At 39.2% G+C, this 20383-nt stretch carries 18 protein-coding genes; 11 read left to right on the forward strand and 7 right to left on the reverse strand.

Annotation, left to right across the window (positions count from 1 at the left end; all coding sequences use genetic code 11):
* Positions 1-19 precede the first annotated feature (19 nt).
* The 6 genes from DTK66_RS06495 (at position 20) to DTK66_RS06520 (ending at position 5715) form a co-directional block, all read left to right on the forward strand.
* The gene (locus tag DTK66_RS06495) at positions 20-886 is read left to right on the forward strand and encodes an SPFH domain-containing protein (protein ID WP_153930262.1); all 867 of its coding nucleotides are present in this window, start codon (positions 20-22) and stop codon (positions 884-886) included.
* 1 nt (position 887) lies between these two features.
* Positions 888-2654 carry a sensor histidine kinase gene (locus DTK66_RS06500; protein ID WP_153930261.1) on the forward strand — a complete coding sequence of 589 codons (1767 nt, stop codon included), beginning with the start codon at positions 888-890 and terminating at the stop codon, positions 2652-2654.
* Positions 2635-3363 carry a LytR/AlgR family response regulator transcription factor gene (locus tag DTK66_RS06505; RefSeq protein ID WP_191668146.1) on the forward strand — a complete coding sequence of 243 codons (729 nt, stop codon included), beginning with the start codon at positions 2635-2637 and terminating at the stop codon, positions 3361-3363. Before DTK66_RS06500 ends, DTK66_RS06505 begins: the two co-directional genes overlap by 20 nt.
* A gap of 200 nt (positions 3364-3563) precedes the next feature.
* The gene (locus DTK66_RS06510; RefSeq protein ID WP_153930259.1) at positions 3564-3974 is read left to right on the forward strand and encodes a CidA/LrgA family protein; all 411 of its coding nucleotides are present in this window, start codon (positions 3564-3566) and stop codon (positions 3972-3974) included.
* A gap of 2 nt (positions 3975-3976) precedes the next feature.
* Positions 3977-4717, forward strand: coding sequence for an LrgB family protein (locus tag DTK66_RS06515; RefSeq protein WP_191668147.1), 741 nt, complete (start codon positions 3977-3979; stop codon positions 4715-4717).
* A gap of 23 nt (positions 4718-4740) precedes the next feature.
* Positions 4741-5715: an L-lactate dehydrogenase gene (locus DTK66_RS06520; protein WP_191668148.1), complete on the forward strand. Its 975-nt coding sequence runs from the start codon at positions 4741-4743 to the stop codon at positions 5713-5715.
* A 52-nt stretch (positions 5716-5767) separates the two neighbouring features.
* On the opposite strand, the gene scrK is transcribed toward DTK66_RS06520, so the two are convergent.
* Both scrK and DTK66_RS06530 read right to left on the reverse strand, forming a co-directional pair.
* The gene (scrK, locus tag DTK66_RS06525; RefSeq protein ID WP_153930256.1) at positions 5768-6646 is read right to left on the reverse strand and encodes a fructokinase ScrK; all 879 of its coding nucleotides are present in this window, start codon (positions 6644-6646) and stop codon (positions 5768-5770) included.
* 118 nt (positions 6647-6764) lie between these two features.
* Positions 6765-7787 (reverse strand): LacI family DNA-binding transcriptional regulator, encoded by a 1023-nt coding sequence (locus tag DTK66_RS06530; RefSeq protein ID WP_191668149.1) that lies wholly within the window; start codon positions 7785-7787, stop codon positions 6765-6767.
* Between the two features lie 164 nt (positions 7788-7951).
* Here DTK66_RS06530 and DTK66_RS06535 point away from each other — a divergent pair, with 164 nt between their 5' ends.
* A complete protein-coding gene (locus DTK66_RS06535; protein WP_191668150.1) occupies positions 7952-10141 on the forward strand; it encodes an alpha-galactosidase in 2190 nt (729 codons plus the stop codon).
* A 53-nt stretch (positions 10142-10194) separates the two neighbouring features.
* Here the strand turns inward: DTK66_RS06535 and DTK66_RS06540 are convergent, their stop codons facing one another.
* Genes DTK66_RS06540 through mvk form a run of 5 tightly spaced genes read right to left on the reverse strand, consistent with a single transcriptional unit; the run spans position 10195 to position 14878 of the window.
* Positions 10195-10683, reverse strand: a complete 489-nt coding sequence (locus DTK66_RS06540) for a DUF1440 domain-containing protein (protein ID WP_153931412.1) — start codon at positions 10681-10683, stop codon at positions 10195-10197.
* 59 nt (positions 10684-10742) lie between these two features.
* Complete coding sequence (fni, locus tag DTK66_RS06545; protein ID WP_191668154.1) at positions 10743-11786, reverse strand: type 2 isopentenyl-diphosphate Delta-isomerase; 1044 nt, start codon at positions 11784-11786, stop codon at positions 10743-10745.
* A 16-nt stretch (positions 11787-11802) separates the two neighbouring features.
* Complete coding sequence (locus tag DTK66_RS06550; RefSeq protein WP_153931414.1) at positions 11803-12927, reverse strand: phosphomevalonate kinase; 1125 nt, start codon at positions 12925-12927, stop codon at positions 11803-11805.
* A 29-nt stretch (positions 12928-12956) separates the two neighbouring features.
* Positions 12957-13928, reverse strand: a complete 972-nt coding sequence (gene mvaD, locus DTK66_RS06555; protein ID WP_191668151.1) for a diphosphomevalonate decarboxylase — start codon at positions 13926-13928, stop codon at positions 12957-12959.
* Positions 13928-14878, reverse strand: a complete 951-nt coding sequence (gene mvk, locus DTK66_RS06560) for a mevalonate kinase (protein WP_153931416.1) — start codon at positions 14876-14878, stop codon at positions 13928-13930. The genes mvaD and mvk overlap by 1 nt, the downstream gene beginning before the upstream one ends.
* A 214-nt stretch (positions 14879-15092) precedes the next feature.
* On the opposite strand from mvk, the gene DTK66_RS06565 reads away from it, so the two are divergent.
* The 4 genes from DTK66_RS06565 to DTK66_RS06580 all read left to right on the forward strand — a co-directional run bounded on the left by DTK66_RS06565 (position 15093) and on the right by DTK66_RS06580 (position 20352).
* Positions 15093-17957 (forward strand): helicase C-terminal domain-containing protein, encoded by a 2865-nt coding sequence (locus DTK66_RS06565; protein WP_191668152.1) that lies wholly within the window; start codon positions 15093-15095, stop codon positions 17955-17957.
* Positions 17958-18048: 91 nt separating this feature from the next.
* Positions 18049-18567, forward strand: coding sequence for a cell wall elongation regulator TseB-like domain-containing protein (locus DTK66_RS06570; RefSeq protein ID WP_153931417.1), 519 nt, complete (start codon positions 18049-18051; stop codon positions 18565-18567).
* Positions 18568-18701: 134 nt separating this feature from the next.
* Positions 18702-19409 (forward strand): DnaD domain-containing protein, encoded by a 708-nt coding sequence (locus tag DTK66_RS06575; RefSeq protein ID WP_191668153.1) that lies wholly within the window; start codon positions 18702-18704, stop codon positions 19407-19409.
* A gap of 25 nt (positions 19410-19434) precedes the next feature.
* Positions 19435-20352 carry a DMT family transporter gene (locus DTK66_RS06580; RefSeq protein ID WP_153931419.1) on the forward strand — a complete coding sequence of 306 codons (918 nt, stop codon included), beginning with the start codon at positions 19435-19437 and terminating at the stop codon, positions 20350-20352.
* Positions 20353-20383 lie beyond the last annotated feature (31 nt).

Genomic DNA, 20383 nt, shown 5'->3' on the forward strand with positions numbered 1-20383 from the left:
GGCAAGGGGGAAATGACAAATGAAAGAAAAGACAGCAGTACACGTTAATGGTTATCTTGGATTGCTTTGTGCGATTATTATCGGTTTGCTTAGTTTGTGGTTAATTTTTATTGGTATTAATGGTAAGATGCCTTTCTTTCTAACCCTTGGCGGTATTCTTTTGGTAATTGTAGTGTTATTTAGTACATCTTTGACGATTATCCAGCCGAATGAAGCCAAAGTGTTAACCTTTTTTGGTAATTATATCGGGACAATTCGTGATGCTGGTTTATTTATGACGATTCCATTTACGAATAAGGAAACTGTCTCATTGCGGGTTTGTAACTTTAATAGCCAGATCTTAAAAGTTAATGATTCAAAGGGAAACCCGGTTGAGATCGCAGCTGTTATTGTCTATAAAGTGGTCGATACTGCCAAAGCGCTTTTTTCGGTTGATGATTATGAACAATTTGTTCAAATTCAAAGTGAGTCTGCAGTTCGGCACGTAGCAAGCGAATATCCTTACGACAGTTTTGAAGATCAAGATGCTATTACATTACGCGGTAATCCCACCGAGGTCTCTGAACGTCTAACAGCGGAATTGCAGGAAAGATTGGATGTCGCCGGGGTAAAGATTATTGAGACGAGACTCACCCATCTAGCATATGCTACTGAGATTGCTAGTGCGATGTTACAAAAGCAGCAGTCTTCTGCAATTTTATCGGCTCGAAAAATAATCGTTGAAGGGGCGGTCTCAATTACCGAAGATGCTATTGACCGTCTAAATAAAGAAGCTGGTCTTAACTTGACTGATGACCAGCGTCTTCAAATAATTAATAATATTATGGTCGCAATTATTAGTGAACGTGGAACGCAACCAGTTATTAATACGGGGACCCAAAATTAAGATGATGTATTTGACAATTTTAATGGCTGAGCGTGTCGGTCTGATTATTATTTTGGCATTTCTCTTAGTTAGTGTGCCCTTTTTTCGGCAATTGCTGTTTAATCAAACTATTCACGCCAAGATCCAATTAGTTCTTTTGTTTTCAATATTTGCCATTATGGCAAATATGACAGGGATTGAGATTGATGCTAGTAATCAGCTGCATGATAAAATTATTCTGACAGCCATTTCGGCAAACGACTCAATTGTTAACGCGCGAATCCTTGCAGTTTCTGTTGCAGGAATCATTGGTGGTCCGTGGGTTGGTGGCTTAGTTGGAATTGTTGCAGGAATGCACCGGATTATTCAAGCAGGGATCGCATTCCAAAGCTGGTTTTATATTCCGAGTTCAGTTTTAATTGGTTTTCTTTCGGGCTTTTTATACCATGATCGGCAAAGCTACTTTAAGGTAATGACGCCATGGCATGGTTTTATTGTTGGCTTATTGATGGAGAGTATTCAAATGGCGTTTATTCTCTTCTTTAGTCCAACGGGATGGTCTCTAGTTCAGTATATTGCGTTACCGATGATTCTTGTTAACTCATTAGGAACATCAATCTTTCTTTCAATCATTTCAATGTACTTGCACCAAGAAGAAGAGTTACGGGCGACACAAACGCATTCTGTCTTACAGTTAACGAATGAAACCTTGCCGTACTTTCGTCAAGGTTTAAGTAAATCGTCTGCCCAAAACATTGTGAAAATAATTAAAAAATATACAAATTTTGATGCAGTAAGCATTACGGATCGCGAACATATTTTGGCCCATGTCGGGGCAGGTAGCGATCACCATATTCCAGGAAATTCGCTTGAAACAACTTTATCAATGAAAGTGATTAAAACCGGCCAGATTGAAATTGCTGATCACAGTAAACTAATCGGCTGTAAAGAACCGAATTGTCCGCTTGAAGCAGCGATTGTTGCCCCTTTACGTGTTGATGAGACGGTAATTGGTACGCTAAAAATGTATTATGTAGATCGTTGGCACTTAACTCCCGTGGAAATTCAACTGGCGACAGGTTTATGCGAAATTTTTACTAATCAGATCGCATTAGGCCAGGCAGAAGTACAAGCACAGTTAGTCCGTGATGCCGAAATCAAGTCACTACAAGCACAGGTAAATCCGCACTTTTTCTTCAATGCAATCAATACCATTACGGCGATTCTCCGTCATGATCGGCAAAAAGCTCGGGAGTTATTACTCCAATTAAGCACTTATTTCCGTGCAAATCTGATTGGAGCGCGGGCAACCGAGATTTCATTAAAGCAGGAGCTAAACCAAGTGGATGCTTATCTTGAGTTAGAACAAACCAGGTTTCCAAATAAGTATCGGGTAACGATTAAACAAAGCGTTCCTGATGATGCCTACCTCCCGCCGTTCACCATTCAAGTATTGGTTGAAAATACAATTAAGCATGCATTCGGTTCGCGCAAAAAGGATAATGTTGTCGAAATAATAATAAAAAAAGAAGAAGGACGACTACAAATTCAAGTCACGGATAATGGTACCGGAATAAGGCCTTCTTTGATTAAAAAAATCGGTACTGAGCCGGTTATATCACAAAAGGGAAATGGAAATGCGCTTTATAATTTAAATCAACGGTTGATCGGATTATACGATCAAGATAGCGCATTGCAAATTAATAGCGATGATGCAGGGACTGTTGTTAAGATTTCGCTACCGTATCACACTAAGGAGTTCAAGAAAAATGAAAGTTTTGCTTGTTGATGATGAACCGTTAGCAAGAGAAGAATTACACTATCTTGTGCAAGAAAATAATAAAGTAACAGAAATTATTGAGGCGGAGGGGATTCAAGATGCCGAGGAGCAAATAAAGAATAATCAGCCAGATATGGTGTTTTTAGATATTCAATTGGCAGATGGTAATGGAATTGCCTTTGCTGAGCGGATAAAGAAAGCTACTAACAGTCGGCCTCATATTGTTTTTGCGACTGCCTATGATCAGTATGCAATTAAAGCGTTTGAGGCGGATGCGGTTGATTATATCCTTAAGCCATTTCGGGCGGAAAGGATTAACGAAGCGATTGAACGCGTGGCTAAATTGAAACCGCTTAGTAAAACCTCAGCAAATGTGGAACGGTCCTACAGTCCACGCTTATTAATTCCTAATGATGAACGGACAATTGTCCTGCAAAAGAAACGTGTGTTATTTATTCAAGCATCGCAAGGAACGTTGGATATATGGACTATTGACCATCATAAAATTACCAGTAAGCAAACATTAGCTAATGTCTTACAGCAATTGGATCCTCGCCATTTTCTTCAAGTTCATCGTAGCTTTGTCGTAAATTTAGATGTGGTTACTGAGTTGCAACCAAGTTTCAATCATACATATGAACTGACCCTGAGTGAGGGGAGTAAAATTCCTGTTAGTCGGTCTTATGTAGCAACAACAAAAAGAGCTTTAGGGCTTTAATCAATCAAAATCCGTTTAATGAGAGTTTATTAGACGGATTTTTTTGTGGGGTATTTCACGAGAGAACGAGGGCATCTCAGAATGAATTTGGGTTATTTGAACCTGAAAGCGGACACAAAAAGATAAATAGCCACTAAAATATAACTGTAAATGAGGTTAACGTTAATTTCTGAGCAATTTTTATTTGAGGAGGATTAACTATGGATAACAACAAAAAGAAGAAGGATGCTCCCATTTTAGTTCAAATGGGAATCTTCGCTGCAATTTTATTTGTTTCACAATTAATTTCTAATTTATTTCCGAAAAGTTTTGTTGTACCAACACCATTAATTGGGATGATTTTGCTTTATATTTTATTAGCGTGTCATGTTGTTAAGCTGGAACAAGTTGAGAAATTTGGCGATTTTATGATTGGCTTAATTGCTTTCCTATTTGTTCCATCAGGAATTCAACTTGCCGGAAGCTTAGGTTTAATGCGAAAAGAAGGCTTACAGGATGTTATTGTAATTATTATTTCAACTATTATCTTATTAGCAGTTATTGCTTATGTTGGGGCTTTCTTTATTGGTGTTCATCATAAATTATTTAAGAAGCAGAAGGAGGAGAATTGATCATGGCAAACGTGTTTATTACCAACCTTACGTTACCATTTACTGGAATTTTTATTTCATTACTTGTCTATTTAATTGGAATGTGGCTTTTTAAGATTAGTAATGGTTTCTTCCTTTTTACACCGTTGCTTGTTGGAATGGTATTAGGAATTATTATTCTGGCAATTTGGGCTAAGTGTATTGGATCGACTACAGCAGCAGTTTACAAAAAATTTTACCTTCCGGGTGGAAATTTGATTTTTTGGTTCTTAAATCCAGCAACGATGGCATTTGCGATTCCTCTTTATCGACGAAATGATATTTTTAAGAAATACTGGCTTGATGTGATTTTAACTTTATTTGTGGGGGGCTTTATTTCGCTTTTCTTAATCCAGGGAACTGCTAAGATCTTTGCTCTTTCGCGTGTTTCAACGGCTGCCATGTTACCACAAGCTGCTACTACGGCTGTTGCAATGCCAATTGCCAAAGGAATCGGTGGTGATCCAGCCGTAACAGCCATGGCATGTATCCTTAACGCAGTTATTATTTACGCGTTAGCTGAATTCTTGATTAAGGTGTTCCGATTAAAGAAAATTTCAAAAGTTGGAACGGGTCTTGGTCTCGGATCAGCAGGTCATACCGTGGGGTCAGCAAAGGCTGTTCAACTTGGTTCAATTCAAGGAGCAATGGCGGCCGTGGCGGTTGTAATTGTTTCACTGGCCATGGATGTTTTAGTTCCAATCTATGCACACCTTTTTATGTAGGGTAAAATGGGGAGAGTTTGAGAATGATAACAAAGCAAAAACGGAAAATAGTTTTAATTGGCGACGGTTTAGTGGGATCGGCTTATGCTTTTAGTGTGGTTCAGCAAGGATTAGCAAATGAATTAGTGATTATTAATAAAAAGCCTGATCGAAGTATGGGGGATGCGCTTGATTTAGAAGATGCGACACCATTTACCGCCCCAGTGAGTGTAAGTGCAGGCGGATACAAGGATTGCCAGGATGCTGATATTGTTGTTATTTGTGCTGGCGCAGCACAAAAGCCTGGTGAAACGCGTCTACAGTTAGTAGAAAAGAACCTTAAAATCATGAAAGAAATTGTTCAAGAAGTTGTAAATACTGGTTTTAAGGGAATCTTCCTAGTTGCGGCTAATCCAGTTGATATCTTAACGTATGCTGTCCAAAAAATTTCTGACTTTCCAGCAAATAAAGTAATCGGGTCAGGAACCTCGTTGGACTCGGCACGGTTACGAGTAGCTTTAGGCAAAGAGTTTAAGGTTGATCCACGTGATGTTCGCGTTGATATGCTAGCAGAACATGGTGATTCCGAATTTGCAGCTTACTCTTGCGCAACGATTGGCGGAATTCCACTATTGGATTATGCGGCAACAATGGGCATTTCAATCCAACGGTTACAAAGAATTGAAGATCAGATTCGAAATAAGGCTTACGATATTATTAACCGTAAGGGTGCAACCTATTATGGGGTAGCAACATCATTAGCGCGGATAACAAAAGCAATCATGGATGATCAAAACGCTGTTTTACCGGTAAGTGTCTATTTGAATGGCGAATATGGTCAAAAAGATATTTATCTGGGGACACCAGCAGTGATTAATCGGCAGGGGATACGTAAGGTAATTGAACTACCGCTTAATGCTAGGGAACAAGTGTCATTAGCAAATTCGGCAAAGGTTTTGCAAGAAACGACTGCTAATGGCATGGCTAAAGCTGGCCTAGTAAATTATTTATGGAAATAAAAAAATCGCAGGACGCATATTTTATAGGTGCAATGTTGTCCTGCGATTTTTATTAATTATTTGCTTCAAGGAGTTTTTTAGCTAATGCGAAGTTGCCAAGTGTTGCGGAACCGTTTCCTGGCACGGAGGGATTAATGATGTATTCATCAACTGTACCAACTGGAAGGTAGTCATTCCAGAGCATAGTAAATTGCTTGCGAACCCGCTTTAAGAAAGCAGGACGCGAAACGCTTCCACCGAAGATAATTTTTTGGGGCCGTAGAATAGCAGTAACCTGAACAGCAGCTTGGGCAACGTAATAAGCTAAAACATCCCAAACCGGATGATTATCAGGAACATCTTGACCACTCATTCCTAACCGTGCTTTAAAAGTAGGACCGGATACTAATCCTTCTAGGCAGTCGTGGTGATATGGACAAATACCAGTAAAGTTCATATCGGCTGGGTGGCGTTGTAAACGAACATGCCCCATTTCCGGGGTGCTGATGCCACCGATAAAGCGTCCATTTTGGATTGCGCCTGCACCAACACCAGTCCCAATCGTATAATAAACAAGGGCGGGGTCATCGTACTTATCCTTTAAGTTTACATATTCACCGTACACCGACCCATTAACGTCAGTAGTCCAATAAATTGGAATATTTAGGGCATTGGTCATTATTCCGACAAAATTACAATTTTGCCACTTCGCTTTCGGCGTATCAGTGATATAACCATACGTTTCACTAGCCGGATTCGTATCAATCGGGCCGAAGCTGGCGATTGAAAGGGCAGCTAAGTCTGGGTATTGCTTGAAGAAGGCAATACATGCACTGAGAGTCTCATCGGGGGTAGTTGTGGGAATAATCTTCTTGTCAATTTCATTAAAATGTTCATCACCAACGGCACAAACGAATTTAGTACCGCCGGCTTCAATACTTCCTAATTGCATAATTAAAAACCTCATTCAATTAAATTAAACGTTTATCAATCTGATAACCATGTTTGAGTATAAACCTTAGTAAGCGGTATCACAACCCGAATTTGGCGATTTTTAGATATAAAACGTTTCACTTTGACAAATTAATTACTGAACTTTCTCGCCATGTAATGCCAGCAGGTAAATTAAGATGAATTGGCAATTCGTGAGGGTGATAAATGCGATTGACTAATCGTTGAACTGCGATTCGGCCCATCATTGAACTGTGGGGATTGATTGATGACAGGGAAGGAACCAGGTATGCCGCAATATTAGAATCGTTGTAGCTGATAATTTGTAAGTCATTTGGAATCGACTTGCCACACTGGTTAATTGCTCGGTATGCTCCGATTGCTAATTGGTCGCTTGCAATAAGAACTGCTTGGGGGGCCTGTGGTAACAAGGCTTGCATTGCTTGAAAGCCATCCTTAGGTGCCCAACCGTTAAGGGCTAGCTGGGGAGTAAGGTTATGGTCTTTCATCCACATTAAATAAGCTTTAGTACGAATATCTTGGTAAGTATCCGTACTTGCACCTGTTATTTTCATTGGTTTGATTTTTCCGCCAATAAAGCTAATATTACTAATCCCGTTAGCTAATAATTTAGATAATACTAATTGTGTTTCATCAAAATATGAATTACGAATTATGTCATAGGCAGGTAAGTAACGATATTCATCAATTAAAACAATATTAGAATTAACAGTATGTAAATCAGCGTAGAACTCTTTTGCAAATACTCCAGCGATTATAATGCCGTCATATTTTTGAGCGTCAGTGATTTGAAACTGTTTATTAGGAAAACGGAGAAAATCTTTAATTTGCATCCCTCGTTTTGAAGCTTCCTGGACAATCCCATCATGGACTTGGGCAAAATAGGGATCATGTGATTCGGCATCAAGGGAATGGGTAGTAATTACGAGTAATGAGAGCTGTTTTTGAGGATAAGAAACCCGTTTATTCGCTTGGGGGATGTAGTGATATTTGTTAGCTACCGCTTTAATGCGCTGTTTAGTTTGTTTACTAACAGAAAATGACAAGTCATTATTTAATACGCGTGATACTGTTGCTGGTGAGACACCAGCTTCTTTAGCAATTTTTCTAATCCCGACCATGTTGATAACCTCCCGTTAAACTTGTTAATATCATACCATATTTTAGTAAACGTTTAGTAAGGCTTGATAACGGTAAAAGGTAGCTATAGTATCTATGTAAGCGCTTGACCGCAGTGAGATAAACGTTTATCATATAATCGATATTACGAAAGGGGTTGCTAGTCATGATTAAATTTGATGAACAACAGCGAGTATTTCACTTAAAAAATAAAAAAATTTCCTACCTTTTTTCAATCGAGGAAGGGGATATATTAAGCCACTTATACTTTGGTCCAGCGATTAGAAATTACCATGGGGAACGTTGCTATCCACGCGTTGATCGAGGATTTTCAGGAAATCTTCCAGAATCAATGGATCGGACATACTCTAAAGATGACTTACTTCAAGAGTATTCTGGTAACAACACGGGTGACTATCGAGTACCAGCAATTGTTATTCGGGCTGAAAATGGTTCCCGTTTGACCGACTTTCGCTACCAATCGTATAAAATCTTAGCAGGGAAGCCAAAGTTGCCAGGTCTCCCAGCTTCTTATGTTAAGAGTGACGAAGAAGCAGAGACCCTCGAAGTTACTTTAGTAGATAAAACGTTAGATGTTCAATTAGTTTTAACTTATACGATTTATAATGAACGACCGGTTATTACGCGCAATGCACGTTTGATTAACACCAGCAACCAAAAGATCCATGTTGAAAAAATTGCCTCGATGCAGTTAGACTTAACAAAGCATGATTATGATGTGATTTCAGTACCAGGGCAATATGCATTAGAACGGCAACCAGAACGGCAAGAATTACGACGGGGAATTACTGAATTTTCAAGTCGGCGGAATTCAAGTTCTCACCACATGAATCCGTTTGTGGCTTTAGTAGATAAAGATACTGATGAATTTCAAGGGAATGCACTTGGCGTATTATTAGTTTACTCTGGTAACCACCAATTTACTTTGGAAAAAGATCAAATTGATCAAATCCGTTTATTAACCGGAATTAATGATTATGACTTTGATTGGGTACTTGAACCAGGAGAAAACTTTCAAACGCCAGAAGCAATTATGGGCTTTAGTCAAGCAGGATTAAATGGAATGTCACAAGTCTTCCATAACCTGCTCCGTGATCGTGTAGCACGTGGAAAATATCAATATGCTGATCGGCCAATTGTTATTAATAACTGGGAAGCAACATTCTTTGATTTTGACGATGACAAGCTCGACCAAATTATTAATGAGGCAAAACCTTTAGGTATCGAAATGTTTGTTCTTGATGATGGTTGGTTTGGTCACCGTAATGATGATAATTCATCGCTTGGTGACTGGTTTGTTAACAAGCAAAAACTTACTGGAGGCCTTAAGCGAGTTGCTGATCGCACCCATGAAAATGGCCTTAAATTTGGATTATGGTTTGAACCGGAGATGATTTCGATCGATTCCAAACTATATCAAGAACACCCGGATTATGCGCTTCATGAACCAAATAGGGGAATGACACTTTCAAGAAATCAACTCGTTCTTGATTTTAGTCGAAAAGAAGTTGTTGATAATATTTTTAACCAAATGTGCAAAATCCTGGATGAAGTACCGCTTGATTACATTAAATGGGACTTTAATCGTAATTTAACGGAAGTCTTTTCAAGTACTGCAGATGCAGAACATCAAGGGGAAGTTAGCCATCGTTACATTTTAGGCTTATATGACTTGATGGAAAGGCTTGTAACACGTTATCCTAATATTCTCTTTGAGGGCTGCTCTGGTGGCGGCGGGCGCTTTGATGCCGGTATCTTGTACTATATGCCGCAAAGTTGGCCATCAGACGATACTGATGCGGTTGAACGGCTTAAGATTCAATATGGGACATCATTAGTCTATCCAATTTCATCAATGACTGCTCATGTCTCTGTCTCACCAAACCAACAAACGGGTCGGTCAACGAGTTTTAAGATGCGTGGGGATGTTGCGATGAGTGGGGTTTTTGGCTATGAGTTAGATTTAGCCGAGCTTACTGAAGAAGACCGGCAAATGGTTAAGGAGCAGATAAAGTTCTATAAGGCTCATCGTCATTTAATCCAATATGGAGACTTCATTCGCCTTGAAAGTCCATTTGACAGTAATACGGTTGCATGGGAATTTGTTAGTCCTGATAAATCTGAAGCGTTGCTATTCATGTTTAAGCAACTGCATACGAACCGTTTTGAAATTAATAACACCATAATGGCGGGACTTGATCCAACGATTGATTACCATGATGAGATGACAGATCAAACATATGGCGGTGATGAGTTGATGAATGTTGGTCTATTCCGTGACCCAACACATACTGGAGATTTCTTATCTGAAGTTCACTATTTCAAAGGTAAATAATCGAAAAAGAGCTGAAAAAGCATTAATCTAAATACTTTTTCAACTCTTTTTTGTTATTTCTTAGCTTTAATTATTGCATCAATTGTCCACATCCAGATAGCATGACCAAGAAACTCAGAAATATGTTCTTCCATTGGTTGTTCACGTGCTGGCGGAACAGTTCCCATCATCGGCATTAATTTAAGATGGAAAAAGTCCCACACGGCAATCCCAAATGGCACTCCATTTCCTTTCTTAATCCACGGTGCTAATTGACCACCAACACTATAAATAACACCGAAACCAGCAGAAAAGCTGAAGTGGACAAGGTAGCTTACCCATGGCAGTTGTTGTCCTGAATAGGTGTAGGTAGCATGGGTGATTGATGCGGGAACACCAAATTGTTCTAATAATCTTTGTGGCGGATTTGTTTGATTTCGTTCTGGTGTACGCGGGGGAAGGATGTTTTCCCAGCCAAGTTTTACTAATCCCGCTACTAAGCCAGCAGTAATGCCGACTTTAATTGATTTGCCCCAATTAATCTTGTTCACTTTAATCACCATCCAAAATACAGTAGTTAAGTTAATTGTATCAATCTTAACAATAAATTCAATTGATTAGGCTAGCGAAGATGCCGTTGACGCGCATATGATAATAAATCAGTGCCTAAAACATAATCAACCCGAGAGAGATCGGTAAATGAAGCACAGCCGAGGAGGGCGAGTAGGCGTTTTACAATAACTATCCATTCACTAAGTATTTGGTCTAATCGCTCATAGCCGTCGCGTTGTAAAACATTTAAGAAATATCCGGCAACTCCAACAGCTCGGGCCCCTAAAACACCTGCCTTAATAACATCAAGCGGTGAAATGATTCCTCCCGATGCAATTATCTCGGTTTTTCCCCGCCTGCTAGAATGGGCTTCTAATAAAGCTTCAGGAGTTGTTTGACCCCAATCAAGAAGACTCGCAAAATCAATATCATGATTACGACGGTTTTCAATTGCCGCAAAATTAGTGCCGCCACGACCGCTAACATTAATTAAGTGAACATCGTGAGTTTGAAGTTTAGCAATTGTTGTTTTACTCATACCAAAACCAACTTCTTTAACGATAACTGGTATATCTAGTTCGCTGACTAGATATTGAATATTATCAAGCCAATTAAAATCACGGTCACCTTCTGGCATAATTAGTTCTTGTGCAGCGTTGATATGTAATTCTAGGGCATCGGCGTGCAACAGGGAAATAGCTTCTTGAGCTTGGTCAAGAGTTGCATTAGCGCTTAAATTAGCAAAAATTATGCCATCTGGATTTTCTTCCCGAATAACATCAAAAGAAGCATATGCTTGCGGATCTTTGCTAATAATACTTAAAGAACCAGTTGCCATTGCAAGATGGTGTTTATGAGCTAATTGGGCAAGTTGGCGATTGACTTTTAATGCTTGCTCACTCCCGCCAGTCATTGCTTCAATGTAAAAAGGATTTTCAATTTTGAGGTTATCAGCTAGCTGAACATGAAGATCAACATCATCAGTAGACATTTCAGGTAGACTGTCGTGAATTAGCCGCACCTGATCAAAATAATGACGGTGAACTTGATCATAGTATTTAGCGGCTAAAGAAAGATGCTCATTTTTGCGTTGTGCATGACGTGATTCCATTATAGAGCCTCCTTCTGATTTATTTAAGATAGGTAAGGTGGTTTTTAACCGATGACTTTAAGCTTTTTGCGCTATCAATAAAATGAACAGATAAGGGAAGTTGTTCAATATGATTTTTTGCCCAACTTTTTAGAACATTCCCGAAATTTGTATTACTATCAATCGCAACGATTCCACAATCACCGCCGCCAGCACCAGAAGTTTTAGCTGCGCCGCCAAATGATTCGGCAATTTGACAAAGCTTTTCAAGGGCAGTCGTTTCAATGTTAACGCCAGAATTGGTGCCAAGTTGCTTTAATAGGTTACGATTGTAACGAATCTCATTTTTAATCGTTTCAAGGTCTTGACGGTGAAAACCATCAACCATCCGTTGGATACAGGCCTTACTTTTTTCGAGGAAAAGGTGATATTCATTTTGTCGCCGTGCCTTAAAAAGAGAAATTTTATCCACTAACTGGGATGTTGAGGCTGGTTTGCCTGTCCAACCAATTAATAGTTCAAGATTTTGTGGTGCTTTTAGTGATTCAATATTGAGATCAGGCCATGGCAAGTCAATAATGGTCTTTAAATCAAGATACTTTCGTTGTTGAGCAAGCCATTGACGATCAAATGAATGATATGAAATCCAACCGCCGTACACAGATGCGGCTACATCTCCTAAAGAACCATTTCCTTGAACTTCAAAATGCGCAATTGCCGCTAATTTAAAAATTTGATCCTTATCAACAGGCAAATTATAAAAATGGCATAAGGCTTTAACGGTGGCGACAGTCACTGCAGCAGATGAACCTAATCCATATTTTCGCCCATTTGCACTATCTAGTTGACTATCAATATGAATGTTAAAAATTCGTAAATCCCGACTAAATGTCCGTGCGTATTCTTCTGTTACTTTAATGGCAGAAAGAATATAGGAGAAAGGATTATCACGCTTGTCGACCACCATTTGATCTCCTAATCTTCGCCAAGAAAGTTGGTCATTATTATATTGTCGACTAATGATCTGGCCGACTTCTGCCGTGCTTTCCTCAATAGTACAGGTTACAAATTGATCTAATGCAACTAAAATTGCAGGATAACCATTCTCAACAACAGCGTATTCACCGGCAATATATAATTTGCCGGGAGCTTTTTCAGTAATCAAAATTTAAAGTCCCCTTACTCAATAAATTTTTATTCATTCCAAATTTTTATACCTGGTCCCGGTTGTGAAACCACCAACCGGTCATAACCAATAATATCAGCAAGTCTGGCCACTATTTTATCACGATTAGCCCGATCGTAAATGACTTTTACATTTGGACCAGCATCCATCGTATAATAGCAGTTTATCCCATGGCTGCGCAAGTCTTCTACTGTTTTAATGATTGCTAGAGTTTCACCATTAAAGTAAGTAAATCCTGGATCAGCTGACAGGGTCAATGCATGCATACGCAGGGCATTTTCTTCAGCAATATGACCGATTTTGTCGATGTCTTTTGCTTTAATTGCTGCTTTAATGGCAGTCATATCACGGGCAACCACTTTTTTCCATGCTTCGTAATATGGTGAAGTAGAAACGCTTAGCTGCATTCCTGAACGACTAGAAACTTTTTTCTTTTTTGTATTGATTAAGACAGCGAGCATCTCAATAGGAAAAGCAACATCTTCAGCAATCGGCTTTGCAAATGACGAGGCATCATCAACACCTTTTTGCCATTCAACTAGTCCGCCATAGATTGACCTTGTGGCTGAACCAGAGCCGCGCCGAGCAAGTTTGGATAAATCGCGCCGTGATAAATGCAAGCCTGCCGCAACACTAGCAGCTCCAGCTAATGCAGCAAATGCAGATGCTGATGAAGCTAATCCCGCTGCTGTAGGAACGTGATTTGTTGAAGTGACTTCCGCAAATGAATTAATCCCGCTCATCGAACGCACAAGCTCTAGTACATGAATAACTTTTTTAGCGTCAGCCTTATCAATAAGCTGACCGTCAATGCTAACATGGTCAGCGTCGAGTTCTGACTTAAAGTTAACGGTTGTAGTAGTGTAAAATTCATTAAGCGTCAATGATAGACTGTCGGTTTGCGGAAGAATCAGTTTTGGATCTTTTTTTCCCCAATATTTAACAAGGGCGATATTTGTATGTGCCTTCGCAGTAGCCATTAGTTATTACCTCGCTTATCAAGTGGTTGAAGCCAAGTCTGCCGGGCGCCGCTATCTTTTAAAATACTTGCAAGTCGCCGGGCGCCCATTGCTGTTTTCATTAAGGCAATCATGCATCCGCCCCGTCCGCCACCAGTAAGTTTTGCTCCAAGGGCTCCATTGTCGCGTGCGACATGAATAAGATTATCTAATGACGGGTCTGATACATCAAGGGCCGCGAGATCAGTTTGTGCAAAATTAAGCGCATCGCCAAGACTTTCAACGTTATTATGAGCTAAATAGTCTTTAGTTTGTTGGACTAATTGTCCAAGGTGATTAATGTGCTTTTGTGCACGGGCGTTATCGGTTGCAAGTTCATTTTGAACAGCAACAATGGCCTCTTTGGTCGCTCCTTTAATTCCCGTATCAGCAATCACAAGCGTTGCCTCAAGATTCATTTCAATCGGCACGCCAATGCGCCCTTTAACGTAAAAAAGCGGCTTATCTGAGCTGACAGTAGCAGCATCTAAGCCTGATGGACTACGGTGGGTAACCTGTTCTTCAATATCTGCAAGTTGGAGGAGGAGGGACCGATCAAGCGGCTTATGATAATAGTTAAAAAATGCACGGATAATTGCAATTGCACTTGCTGCTGATGATCCCATCCCACGTTCAGCGGGTAATTGACTTTGAATCGCTAAATCCCAACCGTCATTTTGACCGTTAAACCTTTTTATTAATTCATTAATTAATTTCTTTATTCCCACCATGGAGGCAGGAAGGTCGATTAAACTACCATTGTAGTAACGGCTTTTGATAATTTGCTGGTTATCTTGGCGGCCCGTTAGTGTAACGTCTAGGCGGACGTTAGGTAATGGCAGGGCAATCGCTGGTTGACCGTATACTACGCTATGTTCTCCCATTAAAATGATTTTCGCATGGCTAGTACCAATCCCTTGTTGTTTCACCATCGTAACCTACTTTCTACTTAAAAATTCAAATCTAATCATAGCATAAAACCGCGCATCTAGCTAAAAACCATTACGGACATTACCAAATCTAAATATTTTGTGATGAAATCGTGGGATTCGGGTAAAAATAAGAAATTTATAGTAGAATGGTGTATCATTTAACTTAGTATATTAGTTACTTTTTATTATAACTTCGGAGAAATATGGTGATATTGTGGCACAGCGTAGTAGTCAGCGCATAAAAAAGCGTGATAAAAAAGCGCCAATCTACTCAGTTGTTGATTTGGAAACAACCGGTACAAATGTCAATCATGGTGATCGAATTATTCAAATCGGTTGTGTCCTCGTTCAAGATGGTAAGATTATCAATCATTTTGAGACAAAACTAAACCCACGTGAGCGAATCCCGCGCTCGATTGTGCAATTAACAGGTATTGAGGATAAAGATGTCCGATCAGCACCCTTATTTGAAGATGTTGCAGGAACAGTTTATAGCTTGCTTGCCAATACAACTTTTGTAGCGCATAACGTAAACTTTGATTTTCCTTTTTTAAATGCAGAACTGGAAAGGGCAGGTTATCCTGCGCTATCGATTCCGGCCATTGATACGGTAACCCTTAGTCAGATCCTTTTTCCAACTGCAAAAAGTTTTCGTTTGCGCGATTTAACGAGCTCATTACATATTGAACATAATCATCCTCATAGTGCAGTGTCCGATGCAGAGGCAACGGCGGACTTGCTAAATGATTTGTTAAAGCGAATTAAGGAATTACCGACCTTAACCCTTGAAAAGATTGTGCAATTAAAACTTAATTTACCGCAACAAACAGCAAGTGTTTTTGATGCTGAATTGCAGCAACGACGCAATAATCCTCACCCATTAAGTGAAGAACTATATGTTTCGCATGGAATCGTCCTTCATAAATCACGCCCATTAACTGCCGTCGGGGCACGGGAAAAGTATAAGTATCCAGCAACTAAGAGAGCTAAAGAAAAACTATATCGGGATGTTTTGAAATTCCGCCCTGTCCAGGCCAAATTGATGAACAGTGTCTATAATAACTATACGCACGATGAACCCAAACCGATGATTATCGAAGCGGGAACAGGGGTAGGAAAAACACTTGGTTATCTTTTTCCTTTAAGTTATGTTGCTTATCCAAATAAAAAAATCGTTGTTAGTACCGCGACTAATGTTCTTCAACAACAAATTATTGATACGGCGGTTGATAAATTAAATAAAGTTTTGCCGTTTAAGATGAATAGTGTGGTTATTAAGGGTAATCATCACTATCTCGATCTTGCAAAATTTGTTCACTCCCTTAGTATTATCGAAGATTCAAAACTCGTTCAACTCCTAAAGGCAAAGATATTGGTGTGGCTACTATCAACACAGAGCGGCGATTTGGATGAACTTAACCTCAATTCCCAACAATCTCCTTATTTTACTGAGATTCGACATCAAGGTATCAGGAGTTTGAATCCGTCAAATGCTTACTACCATGATGATTTTTTGATTCGACGCGAAAAACGACTTCACCAAGCAGATATTATTATTACTAATCATGCTTATTTAGTTGCTCATGCGCAAGAACTCGGTGATGGAACGCGCCGACCATATCTGGTGATTGACGAGGCACAGCATTTGAGTGAGAGCATTTTAAAACGTTCACGAAGAAAATTTAATTTTCAACAATTAAGAACTGCTGTCCATATAATGGCTGGATTAGTTAATAATGGCAATGATCGGAATCTAACAGATATTTTTGCTGATCAAGCGCTGGGAAGCTATAATGTTGAATTGCTTAGGGGCGATTTAAATGCGGTTGAAGAAGCAGTTGATCTTTTCCAGCAGGCTTTATATCGGCAATTTATGGCGGCTTCCACCGGTAACCCTGACAATGAATTAATTGAGCAGCCGCTAAAGAATGATCAAGTTGTGAAGGTTTTAGATATTAGCGGTCCAATAATGATGAAATTGGAACAAGCATTAAGCAGTGTTCAACTGCATTTTTCGGCGTTGAATCATTTATTCAACAGCCAACCCGACCGTTGGCTGTTAAGTGATCGATACTTGATGAGTCAATTTCAAAGTCAATTAGCAAAATTAACCGAAGCAGACCAGACCCTAAATAAATTTGGCGAAACGCTTCAACAACAGGGAGATGCAGCAGCGTTTTGGGTAACAATTCGGCAATCGGCTGAGCAAAGCACTCTACAGCTTAGTGGTGGGTTGCTTGAGGCTACCCATTACTTAACTAAAAATGTATATCCTTATTTTGCTCAACCGTTATTTGTGGGTGCCACGCTTTTTACCTCAACCCGATCTCAATACTTATACAATCAATTAGATTTAGAACGAGAAAATACCTTAACAAAACGTTTTTCATCACCATTTGATTATCAACATAATGCTAAGCTCCTAATTGCTGAAGACGCACCGGTCCCCAGTGCCCAAAATAATAGTGAATACATTAATTATCTTAGTGATACAATCTATCGCTTAACGAAAAATGCGGATTATCAGACGATGATCTTATTTAATTCGCTAGTAATGATCGAACAAGTTTATAGTCAGCTCCGTGAAACTGATTTATTTGACCAGCGGGATATATTGGCACAAGGGATAACTGGTAATCGGGATAAAATTTTAAAACAGTTTAGTAGTGGGACAAATTCAATTTTATTAGGAGCATCTAGTTTCTGGGAAGGGATTGATCTCCCTAAATCGGCACTGGAGTTGTTAATAATTACCAGATTGCCATTTGATTCACCAGATGAAATTATGAACCGAGCCCATAATAATTTCTTGCAGCAACAAGGGAAAAATCCGTTTTATCATTCGGAGCTTCCTAAAGCAACAATGAGATTGCGCCAAGGAATTGGGCGCCTATTACGAACAGAGGATGATCGTGGCGTGGCAATTGTCCTTGATCCCAGATTGCAGACTCGGCGGTACGGTAAAACGATTCTGCATAGTTTGCCAGCTAATTTACCTGTAAAGGCCCTTAAAACGGATAACTTAATTTCTGTAACAAAAAAATTCTTATCAGAAAGCACGCTAGGAAAAGTTAAATAAACTTTATCAGCTTTTCTTTAATATTTCTGGTATAATCATAACGATTAACATTAATCCTTAAGAAAGTGAAGAGAGTAAGAAGGGAAAGTATATGCAAAGTCGGCGCGAAGTTCAGCGTGAACAAAGTCGTGGCTCTTCAATACGGACAATTCGTAACTTGCTAATTGCGATTTTACTTATCTTGCTAATTGTATGGAGTGTTTTTGCGGTTAGTAATCAGCCGCGCAATTCTGCACGTAAGCAAACAATTTCGCTTGCGGAAAAGTATGCACATTTGCATTCTCCTGGACAGTTTTATATTTATAATCGGGAGAGTACTTATTATGCAATTAGTGGAAAAAATCAGCAAAATCAATCTATTCTTGTTATTGTTCCCCAACATGGCGGTAAGATTAGGGTCTTAAAGCAATCAAGCGGTATTACTGCAGCGCGGGCACGAGCAATGACAAAAGAAAACCGTAATCCACGAGAAATACTAAAGGTTGCTCCCGGAATATTTAATGATAAGACGGTTTGGGAAGTTACGTATCGCAACCAAAAGGGAAATTTATGCTATGATTTGATTAATTTTAAAACTGGCCAATATGTTCAAAATATTAACAACCTTTAATATAATGCAAGATGGTTAGTTTAAACGGGGCTGGGGGTAACTCAGTCTCTTTAGTTTTGCAAAAATACCTTGTGGGAGTGAGAGAGTTGGTTGCTTTTTCACTCCCGCTTAGTTTTACGTAAAGGAGTGGTTAAATGGCGGATGCAGAAATTTTACAGCATTATCTTCAAGCCGGTGAGACAACTATTAGTAATCTTTTGCTTCACCATTATAAAGAATTAGGAATGACGACTTCGCAGTTTGTCCTTTATCTCCAATTTAAATCGTATCATGATCGCGGAATAATGAACCCGGATATCCGGACAATTGCTAAGAACTTAGGTACTAATGAACGACAAGTTTTTACCCAGTTGCACCAAATGATGACGAATCACTTGGTAGATCAAAAAATGCGAAAACTTGATGATGGTAAAGAGGATGCAATCTATGATTTTTCATTACTGATAAATAAATTAGCGCTCTTAAATGAAACAGACAGGGCGAATACAATCAAGATTGATAATACAAATGCGCGTGAAGACACATTTAATCATCTTGAAGCTGAGTTTGGCCGACCGCTTTCATCAATGGAACTACAGATTGTTAATGATTGGTTAGATAAGGATAACTATTCAGCGATAATGATAAAACTAGCATTACGGCAAGCAGTAATGAATAGTGCGCTAAATCTGCAATATATGGATCGGATCTTGCAGAACTGGGATCGTAAAGGCTTGCGGACGGAAAAAGATATTAATGAAAATGAACGTCACTTTGAACAACGTAAGATTAGTGAGTCACAGAAACCAATCAAAAAAACGTTGACTAAGTCGAAAATTCCAATTTATAAACTAGGTGAATAAAAAATAAAATTTAAGGGTGATTGATATGGAAAAATCTTCTCATTTAGTGATGAAGGGAATTGTTTGGGCTGCGATAGCATCGGCCATGTGGGGAATTTCGGGAACAGTACTTCAACTGATTTCACAGAATTTAGCAATTCCTGCAACGTGGATGCTATCAATGCGAACATTCGCTGCGGGAGTTATTTTATTAGTTATTAGTGTATTTTTATATGGTAAAAAAATTTTTAATGTATTTAAGACAAGGGCGACTGCAATTTCAGTTATTAGTTATGCTATCTTGGGATTGATGGCCAACTTGTTAACTTTCTACTACGCAATTCAGACAGGGAATGCATCTGCGGCGACTATTTTACAATATCTTTCGCCATTATTTATTGTTTTAGGTGGAATTATGTTCAAGCATAGGAAACCATTTCGCAGTGATATTATTGCCTTTATAGTTGCTTTAGTCGGGGTAGCGCTATGTATTACACGTGGTAATTTTACTCAGCTAGCTTTACCGCTTGTCTCTTTGTTATGGGGCTTAGGATCAGGTGTTACAGCAGCATTTTATGTTGTTTTACCACAACGGGCTGCTGATGAGAATCCGCCAATTGTTGTATTAGGTTGGGGAACAATGATCGCTGGAATCCTATTTAACCTGTATCGACCGTTTTGGGTTAATCCGCCTCATATATCAACGACCTTAGTTGCATCAGTCGCTACAGTTGTTTTATTTGGTACGATTTTACCCTTTGGGATTTTGCTTCATGCAACAAGGTATGCTCCATCAGATGTTGTTAGTATCATGGATGCTGTTCAACCCATTACAACTTCGATTTTAAGTGTTATTTTTTTCCATTTGAATTTAAACTGGGCAGAAATTGCCGGGATTATCCTCGTAATAATTGCCGTTTACATTTTGCAAAATGGACGACGAAAACATACAATTCATTATTAATTACAGAAAAAACGGCTCTTCGTCAAGAAGT

Origin of the sequence: Limosilactobacillus walteri, from assembly GCF_014830205.1 — a bacterium.
Classification (GTDB): Bacteria; Bacillota; Bacilli; order Lactobacillales; family Lactobacillaceae; genus Limosilactobacillus; species Limosilactobacillus walteri.

Bases quoted from the DNA above. Each gene is read 5' to 3' on its own strand.
- DTK66_RS06495 (WP_153930262.1), top strand. From the start codon at position 20: ATGAAAGAAAAGACAGCAGTACACGTTAATGGTTATCTTGGATTGCTT.
- DTK66_RS06500 (WP_153930261.1), top strand. From the start codon at position 888: ATGATGTATTTGACAATTTTAATGGCTGAGCGTGTCGGTCTGATTATT.
- DTK66_RS06505 (WP_191668146.1), top strand. From the start codon at position 2,635: ATGAAAGTTTTGCTTGTTGATGATGAACCGTTAGCAAGAGAAGAATTA.
- DTK66_RS06510 (WP_153930259.1), top strand. From the start codon at position 3,564: ATGGATAACAACAAAAAGAAGAAGGATGCTCCCATTTTAGTTCAAATG.
- DTK66_RS06515 (WP_191668147.1), top strand. From the start codon at position 3,977: ATGGCAAACGTGTTTATTACCAACCTTACGTTACCATTTACTGGAATT.
- DTK66_RS06520 (WP_191668148.1), top strand. From the start codon at position 4,741: ATGATAACAAAGCAAAAACGGAAAATAGTTTTAATTGGCGACGGTTTA.
- scrK (WP_153930256.1), bottom strand. From the start codon at position 6,646: ATGCAATTAGGAAGTATTGAAGCCGGCGGTACTAAATTCGTTTGTGCC.
- DTK66_RS06530 (WP_191668149.1), bottom strand. From the start codon at position 7,787: ATGGTCGGGATTAGAAAAATTGCTAAAGAAGCTGGTGTCTCACCAGCA.
- DTK66_RS06535 (WP_191668150.1), top strand. From the start codon at position 7,952: ATGATTAAATTTGATGAACAACAGCGAGTATTTCACTTAAAAAATAAA.
- DTK66_RS06540 (WP_153931412.1), bottom strand. From the start codon at position 10,683: ATGGTGATTAAAGTGAACAAGATTAATTGGGGCAAATCAATTAAAGTC.
- mvaD (WP_191668151.1), bottom strand. From the start codon at position 13,928: ATGGCTACTGCGAAGGCACATACAAATATCGCCCTTGTTAAATATTGG.
- mvk (WP_153931416.1), bottom strand. From the start codon at position 14,878: ATGGTGAAACAACAAGGGATTGGTACTAGCCATGCGAAAATCATTTTA.
- DTK66_RS06570 (WP_153931417.1), top strand. From the start codon at position 18,049: ATGCAAAGTCGGCGCGAAGTTCAGCGTGAACAAAGTCGTGGCTCTTCA.
- DTK66_RS06575 (WP_191668153.1), top strand. From the start codon at position 18,702: ATGGCGGATGCAGAAATTTTACAGCATTATCTTCAAGCCGGTGAGACA.
- DTK66_RS06580 (WP_153931419.1), top strand. From the start codon at position 19,435: ATGGAAAAATCTTCTCATTTAGTGATGAAGGGAATTGTTTGGGCTGCG.